Source organism: Xanthobacter autotrophicus ATCC 700552 (assembly GCF_043194565.1).
GTDB classification, from domain to species: domain Bacteria; phylum Pseudomonadota; class Alphaproteobacteria; order Rhizobiales; family Xanthobacteraceae; genus Xanthobacter; species Xanthobacter autotrophicus_F.
Genome location: NZ_JBAFVS010000008.1, coordinates 47,461 through 70,816, shown reverse-complemented (window position 1 = coordinate 70,816; position 23,356 = coordinate 47,461). Strand labels below are relative to the sequence as shown.

The following is a 23,356-nucleotide window of genomic DNA, read 5'->3' as shown; positions in this document are numbered from 1 at the left end:
GACACCATGAGCGACGAGATCCTGCCCAATGTGGACGCACGCGTCCTCCACATCCCCTCCATCGACCGGCTGCTGCCGGCCGCGCCGTCCCGGCATCCGCCGCGCATCCTGCTGCTCTACGGCTCGCTGCGGGAGCGCTCCTACAGCCGCCTTTTGACGCTGGAGGCCGAACGGCTGCTCAAGCACTTCGGCGCCGAAACCCGCATCTTCGACCCCCGCGACCTGCCGTTGCCGGACGGGGCGCCGGTGGAGCATCCCAAGGTGCAGGAATTGCGCGAGCTGGCCCTGTGGTCCGAGGGGCAGGTGTGGTGCAGCCCCGAGCGGCACGGCGCCATGAGCGCGGTATTGAAGGCGCAGATCGACTGGATCCCGCTCGCCATCGGCGCCATCCGGCCCACCCAGGGCCGCACCCTGGCGCTGATGCAGGTCTGCGGCGGTTCCCAATCCTTCAACGCGGTCAACCAGATGCGCATTCTGGGGCGCTGGATGCGCATGCTGACCATCCCCAACCAGTCGTCGGTGGCCAAGGCCTATGCGGAGTTCGATCCCGCGGGGCGGATGAACCCCTCGCCCTATTACGACCGCGTGGTGGACGTGATGGAGGAGCTGGTGAAGTTCACGCTGCTGACCCGGGACGTGGCGCCCCATCTCACCGACCGCTACAGCGAGCGCAAGGAAGCCGCCGAGGCGCTGGACGCCCGCCTCGCGCTCGACGCGGCGGTGCGGTGACGGGGCATCATCGTCGCGCCCGGCGCGGCGCCAGCTCTGGCGGTCGCGCTGAACGGGCCGCCTGACGCGCGCGTTTCAAGGTCTTGTCGGGTCCGCTCGGGATGAGATCAGGATCAGCCGCTGCCGCCGGGGTGTGATCCACCGGGATGCAGGGTGCTGCGCGGTCATGGATGTCATCGTCCCGGCCATTGCGCAGCAAAAAGTCGGTCTTCCCGCCTGTCCGGACCGCCTGAAGATGGCCAGATGCCCTGCATGACCCAGAAAACGCTATTTCGCAAATTGCGAATACAGCGTTTGACAGGACCATGCGGCGATGAATTGCGCAGCTTTCCCTTGCCCTCGCGTTCGCCATGTGCACCCTATCCCGTAGTGTTCCCGACGGGGCGGACGGCAACATGGCAACGACAACAATCACATGGTCATGGGGCGCGCATGAGGTCGTTACATTCGACCCCGCAGCGGATGTCCTGGATTTCAGCTGGCTGAATGCAGACGATTTCACCATCTCCGAAGTGAACGGCTCGGTGGTCATCTCGCTTCCGGCCAATGCGCACAGCTACACGCTCGAAGGCGTCAGTCTTTCTGATCTTTCGCTGGTGAACATCAGCGCCTTCGATGCCTCGGTCTTCGCGGAATGGAGCGCCGCGCTCGCCGCCAGCAGCCCCACCGCGCCAGCCGCCGGCACCGTCACCACGCTCGCCTTCGCGCGCGACACCGACACGGTGCTGAGCTTCGATCCCGCCACGGACAAGCTTGATTTCAGCGGCCTTGCCGCGACCGACTTCTCCATTGCCGAGGTCAACGGCTCGGTGGTGATCTACCTTGCCGCCGAGCGCCAGACCTACATCCTGGATGGCGTGGCGCTCTCCCAGCTCTCGTTGGCCAGCATCGCGAGCCAGGACGGCGCCGTGCTCGCCGAATGGAGCCAGGCGCTGGCGAGCCCGGCGGCGGGCCGCGGAACGGTCGCGACCGGCACCGGCGATGCCGTCACCACGGCGCTCTCGTGGAGCTGGAACACGCAGACGGTGCTGGCCTTCGATCCCGCCACGGACAAGCTCGATTTCGGCTGGCTGACGCCGCAGGACTTCTCCGTCGTCGAGGTGAACGGCTCGGTGGTGATCCTGATGCCCGCCGCGCAGCAGAGCTATACGCTGGAGGGCGTGACCCTCGCGGCGCTTTCGACGGCGAACATCACCGCGCGCAGCGCCGTGGTGCTCGAGGAATGGACCACGCTCCTCTCCGGCTCAAGCGGATCGGAGCAGGGGAGCGAGACGGATGGCAGCGCCCTCACCGTCATCGAGGCGCCGGCCTGGACGAACGCCAAGGCCTATGTGGCCGGCGATCAGGTGAGCGTCGGCCACCTCGTCTACCAGGCCAATTGGTGGACGCTGGGCACCGATCCTGCGAGCGACCACGGCGCCGTGGGCACCGGCCATGTGTGGAGCGTCATCGGCTATGCCGATCTCACGCCCGTGGCCCCCGACGCGCCCGACGACCTGCACCTGCTGACCACCACCGAGACCTCGGCAACCCTCACCTGGGACGCGGCGGAGGTTCTGGGGGTGGGCACCGTATCGGGCTACGCCATCTATCGCGACGGCGAGCTGGTGGGCACCACCACCGACCTGAGCTTCAAGGTCTCGGGCCTTGTGGCGGACACCACCTATCAATTCTCGGTTGTTGCCATCGACGAGGCCGGCACCTCCCCCGCGGCCACGCCCATCGCGGTAACCACCGACGCCCCCGGCACCGATGCCACGGACCAGCAGTATTTCTCGCCCTATTTCGAGATGTGGCTGCCCGAAAGCCAGAACCTCGTCCAGACGGTGGAGGATGTGGGGCTGACCTCGGTCACCCTCGCCTTCGTGCTGGGCACGGGACCGGACCAGATCGGCTGGGGCGGGCTCGGCTCCATCGACGACGACACGCTGGCCAACGGCACCACCATCTCCTCCATGGTGGAGCAGCTGCAGCAGATGGGCGTGAACGTCACCATCTCCTTCGGCGGCGGCTATGGCCAGGAACCGGCGCTGTCCTTCACCAATGTGGCGGACCTGACCGCCGCCTATCAATCGGTGATCGACAAGTACAACGTCACCTCCCTCGACTTCGACATCGAGGCCGACGCGCTGACCAACACGGCGGCGAGTCACTTGCGCAACGAGGCCCTGGTGGCGCTGGAACAGGCCAACCCCGACCTTTCGATCTCCTTCACCCTGCCGGTGCTGCCGACGGGGCTGACCCAGGACGGGCTCGACCTGCTGGCCCAGGCCAAGGCCGACGGGGTGGACATCGACACCATCAACATCATGGTGATGAACTACGGCGACTATTACGACAGCGGCGACATGGGGCAGGACGCCATCGACGCGGCCGAGGCCACCATCGCGCAGCTGCAGCAGCTGGGGCTCGACGCCAAGGTCGCGATCACGCCCATGATCGGCCAGAACGACATTCCCGGCGAGGTCTTCACCCTGGAGGATGCCCAGCAGCTGGTGGACTATGCCGAGGGCAACGACCACATCGCCTATATCGCCATGTGGTCCCTGGGGCGCGACCATGGCGACGACGTGGGTCACCTGACCGACAACAACAGCGGCGTCGCCCAGCAGGATTACGACTTCGCCCAAGTCTTTTCCATGGTGTGACAGCTTTTCCATGGTGTGACAGCTTTTCCATGGTGTGACAGCAATGGCCATTGAGCTTGTCTCATGGGCCATGGGCCGAGCCCGCGCGGCATGTGAGCGCTAACCACGCGGCATCGGTCGAAGACGAGAGGCCGATGGCATGAACACTGCTCTGAAGCCTAAAATCGCAAGCTATCCGAGCGTCCGCCGGGCGTCTGTTCCTGCCAGTCCTGATCAGGATGGGATGCAGTTCGATCGTGGATCGGGCTGGTGGAGCCGAGGTCCGACGAACTCCCGTCCGTGAGCGTCCGGCTCCGTCCGTTAAGTTTCATGTTTATCAATCAATTATCCTACATCCTGTCCGCGACCATTCCAGAGCGTCCGCCCAAAGCCGGCTTTTGCGGTGGGGTTGAAGGTGGGGTTAGTATGTTTAGGATCCCGGTGGGGTTGGCTTCCCATCGGAGGGGTATGTGGCACGCGCAACGAACCGGCTCACCGCACGGACCGTGGCAAACCTGAAGGAGCCGGGCCGCTATGCGGACGGTGGTGGGCTCTACCTCCAAGTCGGCCCTACCGGCACCAAGGCCTGGCTCTTCATGTTCCGCCGCGATGGGAAGCGCCGGGAGATGGGGCTGGGCTCGGCAAGGGACGTGGGGCTCGCTGAGGCTCGTCAGAAGGCCGAGGACGCCCGTCGCCTCACGGCAGAGCGGCAAGACCCACTGGAAAGCCGGAAAGCCTCCATGGCACGCCAAAAGGAGGCTGAGGAGGTTCCCTCCTTCGGCGCGTTCGCGGATGCCCTCGTCGAAAACATCGAAGGTGGGTTCCGGAACGACAAGCACGTCTATCAGTGGAAACAGACCCTCGGGCCGGCCTACTGCGCGAAGATCCGCGACAAGAAGCTGGGCGAGGTCACGACTGATGACGTGCTCGCCGTGCTTCAGCCCATCTGGCAGGAGAAGAACGAAACGGCCTCGCGGCTCCGAGGTCGCATCGAAAGGGTTCTGGATGCCGCCAAGGCCAAGGGGCTGCGCACGGGGGAGAACCCTGCCCGCTGGCGCGGCCACCTCGACACCCTTCTGCCGAAGCGCCAGAAGCTCCAGCGTGGTCATCACCCCGCCATGCCTTATGCCGAGGTGCCAGCCTTCCTCACCGAACTGCGGATGCGAGAGGCCATGGCAGCGCGAGCGCTGGAGTTCGCCATCCTGACGGCCGCCCGGTCGGGTGAGGTGCTGGGGGCGATGTGGGGCGAGGTCGATCTGAAGGCTGAGGTATGGACCGTGCCGGCCGCTCGCATGAAGGCCGGCCGTGAGCATCGTGTGCCTCTCACGGCGCCCGCCATTGCGATCCTGAGGGCACTGGAGGCCCTGCACCCAGAGGATGACGACAAGGGGGCGTACATCTTCCCTGGGCAGCGGAAGGGCCGCCCCTTGAGCGGGATGGCCATGGAGATGCTGCTCCGCCGCCAGAAGCTGGAGATCACCGTCCACGGCTTCCGCTCATCCTTCCGGGACTGGGCCGCAGAGGAGACGGGCTTCCCACGGGAGATCGCCGAGGCCGCCCTTGCCCATGTCGTGGGGGATGCCACAGAGCGGGCCTATCGCCGGGGTGATGCCTTGGAGAAGCGCCGGGAGCTGATGATGGCATGGGCATCCCATTGCCAGGCAGTGGCCGTGGGATAGGTCATAGAGGCATATCCATACTATAATACTACTACTTATAGAAAAATGTGTCTCTATGCCAGAAAATCAGAAAATCCAGAAAATAAGAATCTTAGTATTTCCAATGCGTTATGAGTGTCACTTTCTGGATGCTTGGAAATCCAGAAAATCCAGAAATTGGTTTGGCGCTCCGTGAGAGCCAATGCCTGGGGGGCATGGGGCGCGCATTCGGGGCTGTACCGTGAGCAGGGCCTAACGGAGCTTGGCGATCCCGATACCATCGATTTTCGCGCGGTCTTTGATGGATTCCTCGCTGCGCGTCATCGCTTTCGAGATCGCCTTGAGTGCCATGCCCTTCTTGGCGAGCACTTTGAGCTTTTCGAGTTCCTCATGGGTCCAAGGCTGGCGGTGGCGTTCAAATCGCTCGGCCATGATCTACTCCGACTCTGCCCGGACACCCCCGAAAGTTGGGCTCCGGAGATTAGAAAGAAGGCGAGCCCCACCAGTCCTGCTACGCCCAACTCGCGGACAATGCCTCGGCTTGGCGCAGCACGGTTTGCACGGCGTCGTCCTGAAAGTCGGGTGGATAGCCATGCTTCCGGAGAATGCGCTTCACCAACACCCGCATTCGCGCCCGCGCGCTATCCCGGTGGGACCAATCCACCGATGCGCTCCCTTTCAATCCGACGAGAAGTTCATGGGCGATCACTTTCAGTGAATCATTGCCCATCACCTCGACGGCGCTCTCATTCTCCGAAAGCGCGTCGTAAAAGGCGATCTCGTCCTGCGACAAGCCTTCTTCCTCGCCGCGCTCGCGCGCAGCGCGCACGTCTCTGGCAAGGCCGATGAGTTCCTGAAGCACCTCCACAGTGCTGACCGCATTCGTATGGTATCGTGCGATTGCCGCTTCAAGGCGTTCCGAGAACCGCTTGGTCTCGACGACGTTCGTCCGCGTGCGCGAGTGGATTTCATCGTTCAGCAGCTTGCGCAGGGCCTCTAGGGCGAGGTTCTTTTTCTCCAGCTGCTGCACCTCGGCCAGAAACGCGTCCGACAGGATCGAGATGTCGGGCGTCTGGAGCCCTGCGGCGCCGAGGATGTCAACGATCTCGGTCGAGACCACCGCGCGGTCGAGAATCTGCTGGATTGCGAACTCGCGGCCCGTGCCGCTACCCCCGCCCACCGCGGCCATCTTGACGAGTGCAGCGCGCACCGCCTGGAAGAAGCCGACCTCGTCCCTGATCTCGCGTGCCTCGTCGCTGGCGGCGGCCAGGGCGAAGGCTTTTGACAGTGCGAGGACCGCATCCTGATAGCGGCGATGCTCGCGCCTCTTGTCCTCTTCGCTGGTGACGCGGGCTGCCGCCTCCTGCTGGCGCGCCAAGATCCATTCTAAGGCTTCGGCCAGCATGGCGAGACGCTCATAGGGCGTGCCGGTGATGCCGCGCTGATAGTCGAAGCCGTGATACATGGCCGCGACGACCTCATGAGCCTCAAGCAGGGCGGCGACGGCTTCAGCCTCATTAATGCCGGTCTGGCGCTGGTCCGCGCCGGAATATTGGCCCAGCGCGGCCTTCAGGTTCTGCGCGATGCCGATATAGTCCACAACGAGGCCCGCGGGCTTGTCGCGGAACACGCGGTTCACGCGGGCGATGGCCTGCATCAGGCCGTGGCCCTTCATGGGCTTATCCACATACATGGTGTGCATGGACGGAGCATCGAAGCCGGTGAGCCACATGTCGCGCACGATCACCAGCTTGAGCGGATCGTTCGCGTCCTTCGCCCGCAAGGCGAGCTTTTCGCGCCGGGCCTTGCCGCCGATGTGCTGCTGCCAGTCGGGAGGATCGGAGGCCGAGCCGGTCATCACCACCTTGATCTTGCCGGCCGCGTCGTCGTCGCTGTGCCAGGCCGGGCGAAGCGCGATGATCTCGTCATAGAGCGCGACGCAAATGCGCCGGCTCATGCACACCGCCATGGCCTTGCCATCGAGGGCGGCGAGGCGGTTTTCCAAGTGCTGCACCAGATCCTCGGCGACCATCTTCAGTCGCTTGCGGGAGCCGACGAGAGCTTCGATGGTCGCCCACTTGCGCTTGATGGCCTCCTGCTCGGTGACGGCCTGATCCTCAGTCAGCTCCTCAATCTCGGCATCGATGCGAGGCTTCTCGTCCTCCGGCAGCGTGATGCGGGCGAGGCGGCTCTCGTAATAGATCGGCACCGTGGCGCCGTCCTCCACCGCGCGGGAGATGTCGTAGATGTCGATATAGTCGCCGAACACCATCGGCGTGTTCACGTCGTCCTTCTCGATGGGCGTTCCGGTGAAGCCGATGAAGGAGGCGTTGGGCAGTGCGTCGCGCAGGTGCTTGGCGAAGCCGTAGGCCATGGCGCCGGACTTCTCCACCCGCGCGCCGAAGCCGTATTGGCTGCGGTGGGCCTCGTCGGCGATCACCACCACGTTGCGGCGGGTGGTGAGGCTGGGGTAGCTCGTCTCGCCGATGCCGGGCGCGAATTTCTGGATGGTGGTGAAGATCACGCCGCCGGAGGCGCGTTGCAGCTCCGCTTGCAGCGCCTCGCGGCTGTCCACCCGCACCGGCGTCTGGCGGATCAGGTCACGGCACAAAGCGAAGGTGTTGAACAGCTGCTCGTCGAGATCGTTGCGGTCGGTGACGACGACAATGGTCGGGTTCTCCATGCCGGGATGGCGCACCAGCTGGCCGGCATAGAAGGCCATGAGCAGGCTCTTGCCGGAGCCCTGCGTGTGCCAGATGACGCCGATGCGCTTGTCGCCCGCCTCGTGGTCCTGAACATCGGGAAGGCCGTATTTGGCCGGCTCCTCGTGGAAGCCGTCGGGCTCGCTTCCCGTGTTCAGCGCCAGCGCGCGCAGGGTGGAGGCGACGGCGCGCTTGACGGCGTGGAACTGGTGATAGCCGGCGATGATCTTGGCGAGGCCAGAGCCGGTTTCGCCGAACACGGTGAAGTCGCGCACCAGATCGAGCAGGCGGCGGCGATCGAACACGCCTTCGATCAGCACGGAAAGTTCCGGCTGGCCCTTGGGGGCGATGGCGGCGCCGTCCGTGGTGCGCCAGGGCATGAAGCGCTCCTGGTCGGCGGTGAGCGAGCCGATGCGGGCGGAAAGGCCGTCGGACGTGACGAGCACGGCGTTGGTGTGGAACAGCGCGGGGATCTGCGCCTTGTAGGTCTGGAGCTGGGTATAGGCGCCGGCGAGGGTGGCATTCTCGCTGCCCGGCGCCTTCAGCTCGATGACGCCGAGGGGCAGGCCGTTGACGAACACCACCACGTCAGGCCGCCGGCTGAAGCCGCCCGCGACGATGGGGAACTGGCGGGTGGCGAGCCAGTCGTTAGCGTCCACAGTGTCGAAATCGATCAGCCGCACCGTATCGCCGCGGATGGTGCCGTCCTCGGCATAATATTCCACCGGAACGCCCTCCACCATCAGGCGGCTGAGACGGCGGTTCTCCTCGATGAGGGACGGCATCTCGGTGGCGAGCACCTTGCGCAGGGCATCGCCCCGCGCTTCTGCGGGGATCATGGGGTTGAGCCGGTCGATGGCGGCGGCGAGGCGCTTGAGAAGGAGGACGTCGGAATTGCTCTCCCGCTCCGGCGCCGTCCCGTCCGGCCCGATCTCCGCCTCGCTAGCGCAGGCATAGCCGAGCGCTCCGAGCTGATGGAGCACGAGCTGTTCAAGGGCGGCTTCGGAGAGATAGGGCATCAACTAAGCTCCGCGCTCGCGCGCTCGCCAAATATTGCTTCGCGCCGGTGACGTTCAGCCTCACGTGACTGATCGATTCTATTTTTGATCTCCGGAAGGCGCTTGGCTGGGCCCCAATCCGGACTCTCATTGCTTAGAGGAGCTATACTATACCTTTCTCGGAGCTCATTTGTGATTTCTATCGCGGCAAGGCCAAGCTCTGCATATTGAATCTGCCGCTCCTCAAAGCCTTCAGCATAATCCGGAGGCCCTCCAATCATATCAAAGGCAAAGTGTATTGATCGCTCTGCCTCATCAATTTTGCTGGGAAAGATAAGAATTTTATAAGCCATTTCTGGACTGAGTGATTTCCAATCGATGTCACTAGCAAAAGGCCCCAGGACTGGCTCGTCTACGGTGGGTTCACGCTCAGCTTGGCCGTGAGGTTGCGGCCGATCCTCTCCTCCGTCGGTCGCAACGCTGAGGCAGCCTTCTGTAAAGAGATCCAAAACACAAACAATTCGGATCGCTGCGTAGGTCGCTAAGCGCGTCTGATTTCGACGATCGAGAAATACGTCTTTCACGGTCGTAAGCAAACTTCCGACGATGACGCCAATCAACGCCCAGAAGGGTCCGCTCTTCAAAAAATCCCAAATCATGCCACCTCCTCGATGAGCTTCTCGGCGTCCTTCACCCGGATTTTGCCCGACATGAGCATGGGGAGGAGGAGGTCGCGGGTGGCCGCGAGTGACGCATTTTCAAGCTTGTTCAGACGTTGTCTTTGCCAGAAGGGTTCAAGTATAGATGCAAATTGCATTTCAACTTCGGGGGAGGGCCTGATGACAACGTGCTCATGTAAGTGATTGCGATTTATCCCCGGAACGGCTCCCTTATCGGAATAAATCATAAAATCGATAGATCCAAGAATATAAAAAATGAATCGCGGCGCCGATCCCTTGAAATCACAGACATAGAGCGCTGTGTTTAGCGGCCAAAAATCCTCTTCGATGAAGAAGACTTCGCCGATCGTGCCGTATCGACCTGTTGCGACGCCTGGTGCCTTTGCCATCGATCGATTATGTGTGCCCGAAAGGCCGGAAGAGGAAATGATCGGAACTGATCCCACCCCTCTATGGGCAATCGGCAAGTCATAACCGCGCTTGAGTTCGCAAAGATCCAACAAGCGACAATGTTGCCACCCCTCCGGCCTCCCCTCCTCATCCAGCCGGTCGGGAAACAGCGACCAGATGTCCGGGGCGAGGTAGGGTGCGCGGCCTTCTATCTTGGCGCGGGTGGGGCCGAAATCGACGAACCAATCCTTGAAGATCGCCCGCGCCATCGCCTCCAGCGTCTCGTTCATCTGGCGGTTGAGTTCAATCTTGTCATCTAGCGCGCCGAGGATGGAGGCGATAGCAGTTTGTTTCGTCTTATCGGGGACGCTAATGCGAATACGCCCGAAGGTCGACTTATTCATAATCGGTTGAGCTGATCCGCTCGCAGCGCTTCGGATCTCTTCCTTGCGAACACTTAGGTTATAATAGACGAATAATGGGTCGAAGTCAGCATTAACAACAATGCTATTAATTTGCTGATTAGTAATGCAGTCAGACCGAGCGATTGCTGCCTTCCCCATATCTGAACCGATGCATGAAACCATTACAGACCCTGATGGGATTTTCGCATTGGCTACTGTACGCAATCCTCTTTCTGTCAGACAGCGTGAGGTATCTGAGATTGAACGGCGACCGTCCATGTCGGATGGCGTAACGAATGGGATGGTACCACCGTAATTTTCAATATCGGCAGTCGGCGGAGTCTTTCCGGTTACAACTCGACCAAGCTGATCTAACGTTATGTCTCGCCAATCAGTCATTGGCGACCTCAGAGAGCCGATCACGGATTGCAATTGTTAGTTTGTCCGCCGCTGCAAACTGAGATTCGAGCTTTTCTCTCATAACGGCGAACTTCTCCGAAAATGGTAGATTGTCGTCTTCGACATCTGCTGCCCCTACATAGCGCCCCGGCGTCAGGACAAATCCGTGCGCCCTGATCTCCTCCAGCGTCGCCGCCTTGCAGAAGCCGGGCACGTCTTCATAAGCCCCCGCGTCGGCCTCGCCGCGCCAGGCGTGGTAGGTGCGGGCGATCCTTTCGATGTCGGCGTCGGAGAGTTCCTTGCGGGTGCGGTCCACCATGTGGCCGAGCTTGCGGGCATCGATGAACAGCACCTCGCCGCGCCGGTCCCGCAGCTTGGCGTTGCGGGCGATGCCGTTGGAGCGGTCGCGCGCCAGGAACCACAGGCAGGCGGGGATCTGGGTGGAATAGAAGAGCTGCCCCGGCAGCGCCACCATGCAATCCACAACGCCCGGCGCGCCCTTCACCCCCTCGATCAGCGCCCGGCGAATCTCGCCCTCGCCATTCTGGGTGGAGGACATGGAGCCGTTGGCCAGCACCACCCCTGCCACCCCGGCCGGGGCGAGGTGATGCACGATATGCTGCACCCAGGCGAAATTGGCATTGCCGGCGGGCGGCACGCCATAGCGCCAGCGCGCATCCTCCTTGAGCCGGTCGCCGCCCCAATCGGAGATGTTGAAGGGCGGGTTGGCGAGGATGAAGTCCGCCTTCAGGTCGCGCAGCTCATCCTTGTGGAAGCTGCCGTCATTGTTCCACTTGATGTCGGCGTCGATGCCGCGCACCGCAAGGTTCATCTTGGCGAGGCGCCAGGTGGTGTAATTGCTCTCCTGCCCATAGATGGCGATGTCGCCGATGCGCCCGCCGTGCTCCTCCACGAAGCGCTCCGACTGCACGAACATGCCGCCCGAGCCGCAGCAGGGATCGTAGATGCGCCCCTTGAAGGGCTCCAGCATCTCCACCATCACCCGCACCACCGAGCGCGGGGTGTAGAACTCGCCGCCGCGCTTGCCCTCGGAGCCGGCGAACTGGCCGAGGAAATATTCATAGACCCGGCCCAGCAGGTCGCGCGCCGTGCCCTTCTCCTGCCCGAGGGCGATGTTGGAGACAAGGTCGATCAGCTCGCCCAGCATCACCGCGTTGAGGGCGGGGCGGCCGTAATCCTTGGGCAGAACGCCCTTGAGGTTCTCGTTGTCCTTCTCGATGGCGAGCATCGCCTCGTCGATCAGCTTGCCGATGCCGGGCAGCTTGGCGTTGGCCTGAAGGTGAGACCAGCGCGCCGCGGGCGGCACCCAGAACACATTGTCGGCGGCGTATTCGTCGCGGTCCTCGGCGCCTTCTGGATAGTCCGCCAGAAGCTCGGCGCGCTTGGCCTCGAAGCTGTCCGAGATGTGCTTCAGGAAGATGAGGCCGAGGGCGACATGCTTGTAGTCCGACGGCTCCATGTTGCCGCGCAGCTTGTCGGCGGTCTTGAACAGCTCCGCCTCGATGCCGAGATCGCCGCCCTTGCCGTTGCCGTTCGTGGGCGCGCGGGGCGCCTTCGGCCGGGCTGCGGGGACGGGGGCCACCGCGGCGGGGGCCTCCTCCGCCTCCGTCTCTGTTGCGTCCGCAAGCCGGACCGAGCCGCCCCGTCCCCGGCCGGGCAGAATGGCCCCCTCGTCGATCAGCTCCGCCTTGACGACATCATAGGTGTCTTCCGCCCACCCGAGCGCCTCCCGAAGGCGTCCGTTGCCAGCGGACCCGCCCAGCTCTGTAAGCAGGGCGGTGAATTTATCCTTGAGTACCTGCCTCGCCATCGCCGCACACCCCATCCTACCGCACGTTACACCGCAGCGACTCAAAGCTCTCTCTTCGCCCATATTCAGCGTCACCGTAGAAGGAGCAAGAGCCCACTCGTTCGCCCCTGCGCTGAGAGGCCTATCCTCAGATGCGGCGGATTGCCTGGAGTTGCTCGATCGAGTTCACTTTGGGTATGCCCAAAGTGAACCACGCTTTGAGCGGTTCACTAAACACCTATTGACCATTCAAAATGAACTGGATATATATGAACCATCCAAAGTGAACTGTCCGGGGGGCATCCATGCTCGTTCGCCTGTATCTGAGAGCGTCCACTGATGAGCAGGATGCGTCCCGTGCTCGGGCCGATCTTGAGGCCTTCGCCAACGACAAGGGCCTGCGGATCGCGGCGACTTACGTTGAGAACGAGAGCGGCGCGAAGCTGGCGCGGCCGGAGCTGTTCCGACTGCTAGCCGATAGCCGGCCGGGTGACGTGCTGCTGATCGAACAGGTGGATCGCCTGTCCCGCCTCACGTCCGCCGACTGGCAGCACCTCCGCTCCGAGCTGGACGCCCGGCAGGTGCGCGTCGTGGCGCTCGACCTGCCCACCTCGTGGATGCTGGCGGCACCAGCCGACGAATTCACTTCGCGCATGTTCGCGGCCGTGAATGCCATGATGCTGGACGTGCTCGCTGCCGTGGCCCGGAAGGATTACGAGGACCGGCGCCGCCGTCAGGCACAGGGGCAGACCAGGGCGAAGGCCGAGGGCCGCTATACCGGGCGCCCCGAGGACGTGGGACGCAATGCCGGCATCACCGCGATGCTGGAGAAGGGGGTGTCTTGGTCGCAGATCCAGGCCGCGACGGGATGCAGCCGCGCGACCATCGCCAAGGTGGCGAAGAGGCGGGCGGCTTGATGCCGCCTACTCCCCCTTGGCGACCTGCTCTTTGAACCGGCGCACGGCCGCAGCATCTACGGCTTCCTCGGCGGCGGTGTTGTTCATGCCGCCCGCCCCCGAACCACTGTGAGCTGCAGGCCCAGCGCCTTCATCACCCCCAGCAGTGTCGACAGCTTCGGGTCGCCATCAGCGCTCAGAGCCTTGTAGAGCGCCTCGCGGGTCACGCCAGCCTCCTTCGCGACCGCCGTCATGCCCTTGGAGCGAGCGATGTCGCCGAGCGTCATGGTGATGACCGTAGGGTCGCCATCCTCGAAGGCGGCTTCGATGTTGGCGATGACATCCTCGGTGGTGTCGATGTAGTCCGCCGCGTCGAATTTGGTGGTCTTGGTTGCCATGTCATTCCTCCAGATCCTCGGCGAGCGCCTTGGCCATAGCGATGTCCTTTTCCTGCGTGCGCTTGTCCCCGCCGCACAGCAGGATCACCAGAACATCACCGCGTTGCACGAAATAGACCCGGTAGCCGGGACCGTAGTCGATCCGCATTTCACTGACGCCTGAGCCTATCGGCTTCACATCGCCGGGATTGCCGGCAGCGAGGCGGCGCATACGGTTGACGATCCGCGCTCGGGCATTGGCATCACGAAGCGCTTTGATCCAGGCGATGAATTCGTCGGTCTGGCGCACCTCGATCATGTGTAAACTATAGTTCACAAAAGATCGGCTTGTCAACGTCCGAGGACGTTCACAGTCGTCCGCCAATGTCCGCGCCTGTCCTCATAACTGTTTGATATTGCAGTATATTATGAGCCGCGCTATCGTTGGCGCATGAAGCTCGTTTCCCTCCACATGGGCGAAGTTCTCCGCATCGGCGACGCCGTGGTGATGCTTGCCGAACGCCGGACTTCAGGGGGGCACCACGCGCGTCTCGCCATCGAGTTCCCGGATGGGACGCGTTTCGAGCTGACGAAGAAGAACGGTACGACCGTTGGCAATGCTCCGGTCGCCGCCAACCGCACAGGAGCGCACGATGCGCCGCAATCCGTCTTCACCCGGCGCTGAGCCGGTTCCCGCCTTCATCCTCCGCTACTTCATCGGGTTCGAGCCTTCGGTATTCGATCCGCTGACGGCCTTCAGGCGCCTTTCCGCGCTGCAAGCCGCCGCCGCTGAGGGCGGTGCGGACATCTTCATCCTGCGCTCGACATCCCGCGCCACCGAAGCTGACGCCTCACACGCTGATGTGGAGCGGATCGCTGCCCTGCACCACGTGCAGGCTATCGCGCTCATGGCCATTGCGGATCTGGAGGGCGACCGGCGCCGATCCAAGATCGAGGCCAATGCTGCTCGCTTGCGCCGTGCGATTGATCGCGGCGACGCGGTGGAGACTGCGCTGCATCCCGATGTTCTGGCGCGCATGGCGGAAATCAAAGCTGCTTTCAATGGGGCCACGGCCAGCGTCGCCCTCACTACCAACACTGAGGGGGACGCGTGATGGCCAGCGGCGGATTGGGAATTGGTTCGTTCATGACCGGCTTTGCCACCATGGACAAGATGATGACCTCGAAGGAAGACCGCGAGCGCAAGCGGCGCTACGAGGATGAAGACCGCACCATTGCGGCAGAGGATCGGACGCGGCGTCGCGCGTCGGAAGACGAGAGCATCGGCTTCCAGCGGGAGCAGCGTGACCGCCAGCGGCAGGAATGGAAGTCGGCGGATACCATCAAAGGCGCCTACGATCAGGCCGCCACCGATGCCACCGCGAAGCGCAATGCCGACATCGGGAAATCGATCCAGCCTATCGAGGCGCAGGGTCCGACCATGGATGGCAAGGGCCTCCCGGCATGGCAGGTAGGCGATAAGACCTTCACAGATCAGGCTCAGGCCAAGACGGCCGCGCAGGACGGCGTGAAGCCCTTCCTCGACTATTACGTGAAGGAGGGCACACCCAAGGTGACCGAGGCTTACATCCGTGCCGGACAGCCGGAGAAGGCCAAGGCCTACCAGGAGTGGGTGAAGAACGAACAGGTCCAGAAGGGCATGGAGAGTTGGGTGCATGGCATGCAGGCGGCCCAGATGGGCGATGCAGACGGGTTCGCCAAGCACATCTCCGACGCCTACAATGCACCCGGCTACTTCGATGACGGAATGAAGGCCAAGGCGACCATCCGCAAGGATCAAAGTGGCCGGGCTATCGGCGCCGATATCGAGTTCACCACCCCGGACGGCAAGGTCACGAAGCAGTCTTTCGACGGCATGGAAAGTCTGTACCGCTACGGCATGATGGTGATGTCGCCGGAACAGGTGTTCAAGTTCGGCATGAGCCAGCTTGAGGCAACGGATAAGGCGCGCACTGAGATTGCGAAGGAAAATCGCAGCGAACAGCGCGATCAAAACAAGTTGCTGTTCGAGCACATGCTGAAACAGGCCGAAGCGCAGGGTCCTGGTGGCGTCGAGCAGTTCCGCAAGCGGATCGAGTCCGCGACGCGCACGCTTATGGCGAACGACCCCACCTTCTTCAGGCTCCCGGATCAGGAGAAGACGAGCCGGGCCGTCGCTCTTATCCGGGAGCAAGAAGCAGCGGCGCAAAAGGAGGTCGCTCAACGGCAGGCGCCGTCAGCCTCTACTATCCTGCCTCAAGCAATGCCCCCGGCGGTACAAGCCCCGTCGCTGTGGATGCCCGGCCGCCCTCAGCAACAGGATGCGTTGGCAAAGTCACGCGCGAAGCTGCCGCAGGTTGATTTCCTTGCGCAGGGCGCGACCGGAAGGACGCAGCCGACCGCGAGTTCCCCTCCGATCTGGATGCCAGGTGGCATCTCCCCTGAGGCCGGCACCACGGCCATTCCGCCACGGGCGAAACTACCCGAGGCGGATGAGCCGGGCGTGGCGGGCAAGGCCCGCGACATCGCTTTGCTGGGGTCCGCAGGCGTCTATGGCGCTCTTGGCGATACGGCTCACGGCGCTGGCGTTGCGTCCAAGATCATCGCGCGCAATGCCAGTGCGCCGTTGGTCGAGGCAGCGACGGGTACGGCGTATCGTCCAGCCAACCTCATGGAGGGAGTTGCCAGCACGCTTCACGGGATGGGTGAACGGACGCGTGGTGGTGTTTCGGAATATACCAAGCGCGCCATTGCGAACTCGACGCCGGAGGGTGATCTTCTCAAGCCATCGACGTGGACACTCGGCAAAAACCCGAGCTTCTACGGCTACGTCGCATTGGCCTCGGATGTCCTTGGCAGCGTGGTGCCTACCGTCGTTGCTTCGATGGCGACCGGCGGTAGCGCGACTGCCGGTGCCGTTGTGGGCGGCTTGCAGGGCGGTGGTGGGGCCGCGCGTGAAGCTGTCCGTGTGATTGATGAGATGGCGAGCACGCCGGCAGGGGGCGCTTCAGGTTCCTCAAAGCTTGCGGAGGAGAGCGCCTACTATCGCCAGCTTCGCGATGCAGGGTACGGTCACCTTCAGGCGGTGCGGCTGACGAAGGCCGCCGCACGAAAAGTCATGGACGCGATTGAGGATATGCCCACTGAGCCCGAGGAGTGAGCCGGCGGGCCACCGCAGGATTGCCAGCAACGGCGACGGCGTTTTACAGTGCTTCGCCGCCATCGCTTCGGGCGTTGGGACTTGGGGTTGGTTTTATCTTACCAGCATCGGTCGTGGCGGTGCCTTGATCCCCACGTCCGAGGGGGAGAAGCCGCTTTGGGAAGGGGCGCAGACCCATCAACCCATTGCTGGGTCCCCTGGCGCGGTCTCGGGCCAAAGCGGCGACCCCAAGCCACCATCAATACCGCTGCCATATCCGATCTAGAAGGACCGGCTGACCAGACACGGGGCGACCCGGAGCCATCCGAAAGATGCCGTCAGCAGCACTTGTGGTCAACCTGCGCTCCAGCCCAACGATTCATCCCCATGATGAATGCCGCTGGATCGATTCAAATGCTTCATTGGACGGCCGGCAAAGCTGCCACGTAGTTTCTTGGCGTTGCACGATCATATGATCGCAGAGCGGATCTTTAGTTCGCGAAGATCACCATAGAGTGCGAGCAAATCTGAACACGCTTCACGCTATAGCCAAGGAAAATACCCATGTCTGTCATGCAGAAATTGATCGAAGCACATCGCGACGCCCAGATTGCTGCCAATGCGGCATTCACTGTCGCTAACGACTTCGTTTATGGCTCGCAGGAGTACAAGCGGGCCGACGAGATTGCGGACGCGTTGTATGACAATCTTGTCGAGGCGCGGATTGCTTTGCTCGTGAGCCGTCCGCAGACTGAGGAGGAGGCGCGGGCGAAGGCAGCGTACGTGCGCTCCACGGGCGATTTTTTTGAAGTCGCTCGCGCGAACGTCGAGCTGGTCTCTCTTTTCGACAGGCTCTGTGAATTCCACGCGGCGCCTGCGCCCGCTCAGGCCTGATGGGGGGCATCACATGCGCACCATCACCGCATCCATCGTCCTGCTGCTGTCTGCCAGCACTGCCGGGGCCGTCTGCCCTTTCGATCCGAATTGCCTTTCCAATCCCTACGGCGCCGGAAGTCCCTACAAGCCCAATGGGTTGATGAACCCCTATTCCGACCGAGGGAGCCCGTACAGCAATAATTCGTGGACAAACCCCTACGCCACGAACGCGCCGAAGCTCTATGACGAGCAGGGCAACTATCGTGGGCGGCTCAGCACCAATCCCTTCGATCCGGATAGCACCAGCAATCCATTCGGGCGCTACGGAAGCCCATCTTCTCCCGACAGCATCAACAATCCGTTTGGTGCAGGTAGCCCATTTGGGGGAAATATCTACGTCAGGCCATAAAACCTTCTCTGCCAGATCACATTCGGCTATTCCTTCAGCGCCCTCGTCACCTCCATGGCGGGGGCATTTTTCATGGGCGAAGCAATTCGCTTCCGGACAATAATCTGTGGATTGTATACTGGCCGTAAGATTGGGTCATCTATAATACGTCCGACCACGTCCGCAGACGTGCGAGACAAACCAATTCCACGCGCAGGATGTGCGAAAATGGACCCGAAACCAGTTTTCGACATCAATCGTCTTCCGGCCGGAGCATGGCTTCGCCTCGACGAAGCTATGCAGTTCGCGCTTTGGGGTCAGGTGACGCCTGACGACTGTGATGTATACGAAGCGATCCCGCTTCAAGGAGCCTTGCTTGAAGGTCTCGCCGCAGACGACGCGGACGGGTTCAACGCGGCTGTTGCAAACCTCCAGCGTTGTCTCCAGGCGGCGGCGCTCGCGGGCAGGCTCCCAATGAGGGGGCAACCCAAGCGGTTCCGGGAGGATGAGCCAAATAATACAGGACGATCGGAGCTGATTGGCGAGTGGTGGTTCTCAATTGATGCCGTGCGGGGCTTTGATTTTGAAGATGGATCAATCAGTCCGTTTTCTCACGAGGCTGACAATACGAGAAGGTATACATCACTGATACGGCTAGATGGCGCGCTCCAGCCTAACAGCCCAGATGAGTGGCGCTTTGTCATCGTGGAGCGCGCTGCGTTCATTGCCTTTCTGCGGGATCACCTGGGTGCGGCCACGACAGAAGGCCTTGAGCTCGCCCCCGATACAACGTTGCCAACGACCTCAGAGGCCGAACTGCTTTTGATGATTGGAAAGATCAACGACTGGTTTGGAGGCACGAGCAAGCATCCGCTGAACCCAGCTAATCTGCACCGCGAGTTGAACAACGCTCTGGCCGAACGCTGCGCACCCGTCCCTCGCCGGAATGTTGAGAAGGCATCCAAGAAGCTGTTTCCTACCCGCAGCGGTTCAGGCCGCCCGTCCAAAGTGGAGGCGGAAGCACGTAAATTGCGCCAAGAAAATTACGCCAAGAAAATGAGCTTGGCGAAATTGTTGTTTTCGACAGGCGAAGATGGTTGCGAATAAGTGTGGATCACCGCGAACGCAAGGTGATCCCAATGACAAACGAAATCGTTCCCCGCGCAATCTCCATCAAGGACGCAGCACTTCGGTATTCCGTCAGCAGGACTACCTTGTACAAGCTTTTGACGCAGCGCCGAATTCGGGATTGCAAGATTTGTGGCCGCCGACTTGTTCTCGTCAGCGACCTCGAAGCCCTCCTTGGCATGGAGGGCTGACCGATGCGCACGGACAACTTCCAAAACCGTCGAGGAAATGGCTCACCGGATGGGACCTCGTGCTCCACTTGCCGCTTCTTCTTCCCGCTGGAGCGCGGCACGAACTGGCCGAGGGGCGAATGCAGGGTTGTAAACTCAAAACGGGCAGACGGAGCCCATCCGAAAGTCGACACCATCATCGGCTGGTGCGGCCGGTGGGTTCAAGATCCGTCCGCCCCGCCCGCGTCAGACTATCTCACGAAGACGCGCGCCGAGCTTGAAGAGGAACGCCGACGACGAGAAGCTGAATAGACGGATCGGGATGCACCTTCGGTGCGTGAAAAAGAAAAGGGCTGGCCTTTGCCGAGACCAGTCCATTCAAAACACAAAGGCCCTGCAACCGTGGGTAACATATCCAATTCGACACTGGCCGGCAACGCAAAATTCTCGGAAATCGCGACAGAAGAGCTTGCGGCCGCGCTCGATTATGCGACGAAGGGCTGGCCAGTCTTTCCCTGCGATCCCGCAACGAAGGCACCTTTGACCGATCACGGGCATCGCGACGCCACGACGATCGTCCCGATCATCCGCGCATGGTGGCAGCGATGGCCCCAGGCGATGGTTGGTTTGCCCACTGGCACGGCATCTGGCGTGTGGGTGCTCGACCTCGACGTTGATCCTGAAAAGCGCCTCGACGGCGGCGCCGCACTCGATCAGCTTGAAGCCACCCATGGCCGGCTACCGAACTGCCCCTGCGCAGAAACGCCCCGCTGCGGCACGCACCTTTTCTTCCGTTTCGACCCTGATCGGCCAGTCAAGAACTCAGTCGGCAAGGTCGCCCCTGGCATCGACGTGCGCGGCGACGGGGGTTACGTCGTCCTCGCCCCGTCCGTGCGCAGCGACGGTCGCAGCTATCAGTGGCTCTCCGTGCCCTTCGCCGACACCGATTTTCCCGACGCTCCGGATTGGCTTTACCGACTGATCGAGCGGCCGAAGCCGGAGCCGGCTAGCGCTCCATCACCGGCCATCCGCCTGCTGCCGGACACGCTTGATCCCCGCCGGCTGGCCTATGCACGCTCTGCTCTCGACCGGGAGGCCAAAGCCGTCGCTTCAGCAGCGGAAGGCGGCCGAAACCACCGCTTGAATGTCGCCGCACACAACTGCGCCACCTACGCCGCTGCCGGCTTTCTCGATGAGGGCGAGGCACGGGAGGCCCTGCTGGCGGCGGCGCTGGAATGCGGCCTCTCGGTTCCCGAGGCGCGTCGAACCATCACCAGCGGGATGAAAGCTGGTTTGGCGAAGCCGGCCTCTTTCCCCGCCGCATGGGCAGATGAGGAAGAGGAGGCGCGCCGGGCGGTGGAGTTGAACCGGGATCTCGCCAGTCCTGACAATGGCGCGCCCAGCGAGGTAGGCGCCGCCGCCGTAGCAGCGGGAGCGACGTGGGCCGCTCCAGACATGTCGATGCTCGGCGAGCACCGCCGTGCGCCTCCCGCGTTCGATTCAGATTGGTTCGGCCCCCAGCTCGCGGCGTGGGTGCGGGCAACCGCCAAGGCGACATGCGCGCCCGTTGATTATGTGGGCACTGCGCTCCTCGCGCTGGCCGGTGGGGTCATCGGAAACCAGCGCCGCGCCCTGGCCGGAGCCAAGTGGAACGAGCCCCCCATCCTTTTCAGCGCTCTCGTTGGTTTCCCTTCAGCGGGCAAGTCACCCGCCCTCGGCGCGGTCATGAGCCTTGTCTCGGACGAGGAGGCTCGCCTCGACTCCGTCTATCGCGAGCAGATGGCCGAATGGGAGACCAAAAAGGTCGCCGCCGAGGCGGTACGCGCAGCGTACAAATCAGCCCTTCGGGAGGCGATGCGGGGCGACCCGGAGTTGACAAGGGCCGTCCCGCTTTCGGTCCCCGAAGGCATGGACGAGCCCACAAAGCCATTCCTAGGCCGCGTCATGGTGCAGGATGCCACCATCGAGAAGTTGGCGCACATCGCGCAGGGCAATCCGAAAGGCTTCCTCTCCTTCCATGACGAACTTGCCGGTCTCTTCGCCAGTTTTGGCAGATACAGCGGGAGCGGTGGCGCAGATCGGACATTCTGGTTGCAGGCCTACAACGGGCGCAGCCACATCGTAGACAGGGTGAAGGTGGACGATCCGATCCGCATTCCACATCTTGCCATCGGCATTGTGGGCGGCATCCAGCCGGATCGGGCGGCAGAGCTGATCACCGGCACTGATGACGGTTTGGTCTCACGCTTCCTCTGGTGCTGGCCGGACCCTGTTCCCGGCTTCACCGTCGCTCGCGAGCGCGTGGATGACAGCGTGGCGCAACGCGTGATCAGCCGCCTCGCCCGCCTCGGCATGGACCCGCAGCCGGCCGGCCGCCCCGATACCCCGGTGCTTGTGCCGCTGGAGGAAGCCGCGATCCAGCGGCTTGAGCACATCGCGCGCGACATGAAGGCGAGAGAGGAAGGCGCCTCCCGGCTGATGAGGGGCACCCTCGGTAAAGTCCGGGGCAATGTCGTGCGCCTCGCCACGATCCTCGCCTACCTATGGTGGGCTGCCTCGTCGCGCGATCCGTTCGATGAGCCCACCGAGATCGGCGAGGCCGCTGTCGCGACGGCGTGCGAGATGATGCTCAGCTACTTCATTCCCATGGCTGAACGCGTGTTCGGCGATGCCGCCGTGCCGGCCGTAGAGAGCAACGCCGCGGCACTTGCGAGATACCTCCAGGCCAACAGCCTGAAAACCTTTAATGCGTCCAAGCTCCGATACAAGATCGGAGGGCAACTTCGGCAAGCGGCGGCGATGACCGCAGCTTGCGAGGAACTGGAAGACCTTGGGTACATAAAGGCGGCGGCAGTGCCCGGATCACGCGGCAAGGGCCGCCCGGCCAAGGACTTCATGGTGTGCCCCCCGACAGCCGTGCCTGATTAACTTGACGCCAGAAAATGCCGTCTATCCGTAAAGTGGATTTGCGTATCTAATTGAAATTAATTACAAAAAACACTTTCTGGATAACTGGATTTTCTGGACAGGGTAAGAGAGGAAGAGAGAGATGACACCCCGGCAGAGACGATTTGTGGAAGAGTACCTAGTGGACCTAAACGCCACCCAAGCGGCGATCAGGGCAGGTTACAGCCGCTGGACTGCGGTGAAGATCGGTAGTGAGAACCTCATTAAACCAGACATTGCTCGTGAAATTCAAAGGGCGATGGACGAACGGTCCGCTCGGACGGGGATCACTGCCGAACGCGTCCTTCAGGAGTTGGCACGCATCGCCTTCTTCGATATCCGCAAGGCGTTCAATCCGGACGGCAGCATGAAGCCGCTCGATCAGCTCGACGACGAGACGGCCGCAGCGATTGCCGGCCTGGAGGTCGCTGAGATCCTGAACGAGGATGGCGAGCACACCGGCAGCGTCAGGAAGATCAAGCTGGCCGACAAGCTGGGCGCGCTCACGCTGCTGGCGCGTCACCTGGGCATGCTGAACGACAAGCTCACCCTGAAGGGCGACGCAGAGAACCCGCTCACGCTGCTGGTGAAGGCGATCCAAGGCACGAGCATCAAGCCTGTCGCGACGCCGGCTTTTCCCCGCGCCGAGAATGACGACAGGGCAGCATGATTCGGGCGCCGAAGCAGGGGTTATCTAAGGGGCTGTCCACCGGATGGCCCCTTCCCATTTCAGGGGACAATCGTCCGGATGTGTCCGTGAGCATTCGCCCAAAGCCAGTGTCACGCAGTGGGGTTAGTAGTGGGGTTGATGCGAATCGAGCGTCAGAAACCCGTTATATTTCAATAGCTTATGTCATTTAAATGGTGGAGCCGAGGGGAATCGAACCCCTGACCTCTGCAGTGCGATTGCAGCGCTCTCCCATCTGAGCTACGGCCCCGATCCATGGGAGGCGCCATTTATGAGTTGGGCCCCCATGCTGTCAAGCGCCCCGGGGCGCGAAATCCGTGCCATCGCCGCGCTGTCCACCAAAGCCTTGGC

At 62.5% G+C, this 23,356-nt stretch carries 20 protein-coding genes and 1 tRNA gene; 13 read left to right on the top strand and 8 right to left on the bottom strand.

The window, feature by feature from the left end; all coding sequences use genetic code 11:
- The first annotated feature begins 6 nt into the window (after nucleotides 1-6).
- The 3 genes from arsH (at nucleotide 7) to V5F48_RS10755 (ending at nucleotide 5,035) form a co-directional block, all read left to right on the top strand.
- Nucleotides 7-729: an arsenical resistance protein ArsH gene (arsH, locus tag V5F48_RS10765; RefSeq protein ID WP_394258703.1), complete on the top strand. Its 723-nt coding sequence runs from the start codon at nucleotides 7-9 to the stop codon at nucleotides 727-729.
- A 395-nt stretch (nucleotides 730-1,124) separates the two neighbouring features.
- Nucleotides 1,125-3,377: a fibronectin type III domain-containing protein gene (locus tag V5F48_RS10760; protein WP_394258702.1), complete on the top strand. Its 2,253-nt coding sequence runs from the start codon at nucleotides 1,125-1,127 to the stop codon at nucleotides 3,375-3,377.
- Nucleotides 3,378-3,826: 449 nt separating this feature from the next.
- Nucleotides 3,827-5,035, top strand: coding sequence for a tyrosine-type recombinase/integrase (locus V5F48_RS10755; RefSeq protein WP_394258701.1), 1,209 nt, complete (start codon nucleotides 3,827-3,829; stop codon nucleotides 5,033-5,035).
- 231 nt (nucleotides 5,036-5,266) lie between these two features.
- Here the strand turns inward: V5F48_RS10755 and V5F48_RS10750 are convergent, their stop codons facing one another.
- The 5 genes from V5F48_RS10750 to V5F48_RS10730 form a co-directional block, all read right to left on the bottom strand.
- A complete protein-coding gene (locus V5F48_RS10750) occupies nucleotides 5,267-5,446 on the bottom strand; it encodes a hypothetical protein (protein WP_394258700.1) in 180 nt (59 codons plus the stop codon).
- Nucleotides 5,447-5,525: 79 nt separating this feature from the next.
- Complete coding sequence (locus tag V5F48_RS10745) at nucleotides 5,526-8,735, bottom strand: type I restriction endonuclease subunit R (protein WP_394258699.1); 3,210 nt, start codon at nucleotides 8,733-8,735, stop codon at nucleotides 5,526-5,528.
- On the bottom strand, nucleotides 8,735-9,373 hold the full coding sequence (locus V5F48_RS10740; protein WP_394258698.1) for a hypothetical protein: 639 nt from the start codon (nucleotides 9,371-9,373) through the stop codon (nucleotides 8,735-8,737). The genes V5F48_RS10745 and V5F48_RS10740 overlap by 1 nt, the downstream gene beginning before the upstream one ends.
- Nucleotides 9,370-10,587 (bottom strand): restriction endonuclease subunit S, encoded by a 1,218-nt coding sequence (locus tag V5F48_RS10735; protein WP_394258697.1) that lies wholly within the window; start codon nucleotides 10,585-10,587, stop codon nucleotides 9,370-9,372. The genes V5F48_RS10740 and V5F48_RS10735 overlap by 4 nt, the downstream gene beginning before the upstream one ends.
- On the bottom strand, nucleotides 10,580-12,418 hold the full coding sequence (locus tag V5F48_RS10730; protein WP_394258696.1) for a class I SAM-dependent DNA methyltransferase: 1,839 nt from the start codon (nucleotides 12,416-12,418) through the stop codon (nucleotides 10,580-10,582). Before V5F48_RS10730 ends, V5F48_RS10735 begins: the two co-directional genes overlap by 8 nt.
- 284 nt (nucleotides 12,419-12,702) lie before the next feature.
- On the opposite strand from V5F48_RS10730, the gene V5F48_RS10725 reads away from it, so the two are divergent.
- Complete coding sequence (locus V5F48_RS10725) at nucleotides 12,703-13,314, top strand: recombinase family protein (protein ID WP_394258695.1); 612 nt, start codon at nucleotides 12,703-12,705, stop codon at nucleotides 13,312-13,314.
- A gap of 83 nt (nucleotides 13,315-13,397) precedes the next feature.
- Here the strand turns inward: V5F48_RS10725 and V5F48_RS10720 are convergent, their stop codons facing one another.
- Together V5F48_RS10720 and V5F48_RS10715 are read right to left on the bottom strand one after the other, a co-directional pair.
- The gene (locus tag V5F48_RS10720; protein ID WP_394258694.1) at nucleotides 13,398-13,691 is read right to left on the bottom strand and encodes an addiction module antidote protein; all 294 of its coding nucleotides are present in this window, start codon (nucleotides 13,689-13,691) and stop codon (nucleotides 13,398-13,400) included.
- Between the two features lies 1 nt (nucleotide 13,692).
- A complete protein-coding gene (locus V5F48_RS10715; protein WP_394258693.1) occupies nucleotides 13,693-13,989 on the bottom strand; it encodes a type II toxin-antitoxin system RelE/ParE family toxin in 297 nt (98 codons plus the stop codon).
- A gap of 132 nt (nucleotides 13,990-14,121) precedes the next feature.
- Here V5F48_RS10715 and V5F48_RS10710 point away from each other — a divergent pair, with 132 nt between their 5' ends.
- From V5F48_RS10710 to V5F48_RS10670, 9 genes are all read left to right on the top strand, one after another.
- Nucleotides 14,122-14,355 (top strand): hypothetical protein, encoded by a 234-nt coding sequence (locus V5F48_RS10710; protein ID WP_394258692.1) that lies wholly within the window; start codon nucleotides 14,122-14,124, stop codon nucleotides 14,353-14,355.
- Complete coding sequence (locus V5F48_RS10705) at nucleotides 14,324-14,785, top strand: hypothetical protein (RefSeq protein ID WP_394258691.1); 462 nt, start codon at nucleotides 14,324-14,326, stop codon at nucleotides 14,783-14,785. Before V5F48_RS10710 ends, V5F48_RS10705 begins: the two co-directional genes overlap by 32 nt.
- Nucleotides 14,785-16,830, top strand: a complete 2,046-nt coding sequence (locus V5F48_RS10700) for a hypothetical protein (RefSeq protein ID WP_394258690.1) — start codon at nucleotides 14,785-14,787, stop codon at nucleotides 16,828-16,830. The genes V5F48_RS10705 and V5F48_RS10700 overlap by 1 nt, the downstream gene beginning before the upstream one ends.
- A 543-nt stretch (nucleotides 16,831-17,373) precedes the next feature.
- Nucleotides 17,374-17,703: a hypothetical protein gene (locus V5F48_RS10695; protein WP_394258689.1), complete on the top strand. Its 330-nt coding sequence runs from the start codon at nucleotides 17,374-17,376 to the stop codon at nucleotides 17,701-17,703.
- A gap of 13 nt (nucleotides 17,704-17,716) precedes the next feature.
- Nucleotides 17,717-18,094, top strand: coding sequence for a hypothetical protein (locus tag V5F48_RS10690; RefSeq protein ID WP_394258688.1), 378 nt, complete (start codon nucleotides 17,717-17,719; stop codon nucleotides 18,092-18,094).
- Between the two features lie 207 nt (nucleotides 18,095-18,301).
- The gene (locus tag V5F48_RS10685; RefSeq protein WP_394258687.1) at nucleotides 18,302-19,180 is read left to right on the top strand and encodes a hypothetical protein; all 879 of its coding nucleotides are present in this window, start codon (nucleotides 18,302-18,304) and stop codon (nucleotides 19,178-19,180) included.
- A 32-nt stretch (nucleotides 19,181-19,212) separates the two neighbouring features.
- Nucleotides 19,213-19,392 carry a helix-turn-helix domain-containing protein gene (locus tag V5F48_RS10680; protein WP_394258686.1) on the top strand — a complete coding sequence of 60 codons (180 nt, stop codon included), beginning with the start codon at nucleotides 19,213-19,215 and terminating at the stop codon, nucleotides 19,390-19,392.
- A gap of 312 nt (nucleotides 19,393-19,704) precedes the next feature.
- Nucleotides 19,705-22,299: a DUF3987 domain-containing protein gene (locus V5F48_RS10675; protein ID WP_394258685.1), complete on the top strand. Its 2,595-nt coding sequence runs from the start codon at nucleotides 19,705-19,707 to the stop codon at nucleotides 22,297-22,299.
- Nucleotides 22,300-22,420: 121 nt separating this feature from the next.
- On the top strand, nucleotides 22,421-22,987 hold the full coding sequence (locus tag V5F48_RS10670; protein WP_394258684.1) for a terminase small subunit: 567 nt from the start codon (nucleotides 22,421-22,423) through the stop codon (nucleotides 22,985-22,987).
- A gap of 192 nt (nucleotides 22,988-23,179) precedes the next feature.
- Here V5F48_RS10670 and V5F48_RS10665 read toward each other — a convergent pair.
- Nucleotides 23,180-23,255: transfer RNA gene (locus V5F48_RS10665), tRNA-Ala, on the bottom strand.
- Nucleotides 23,256-23,356 lie beyond the last annotated feature (101 nt).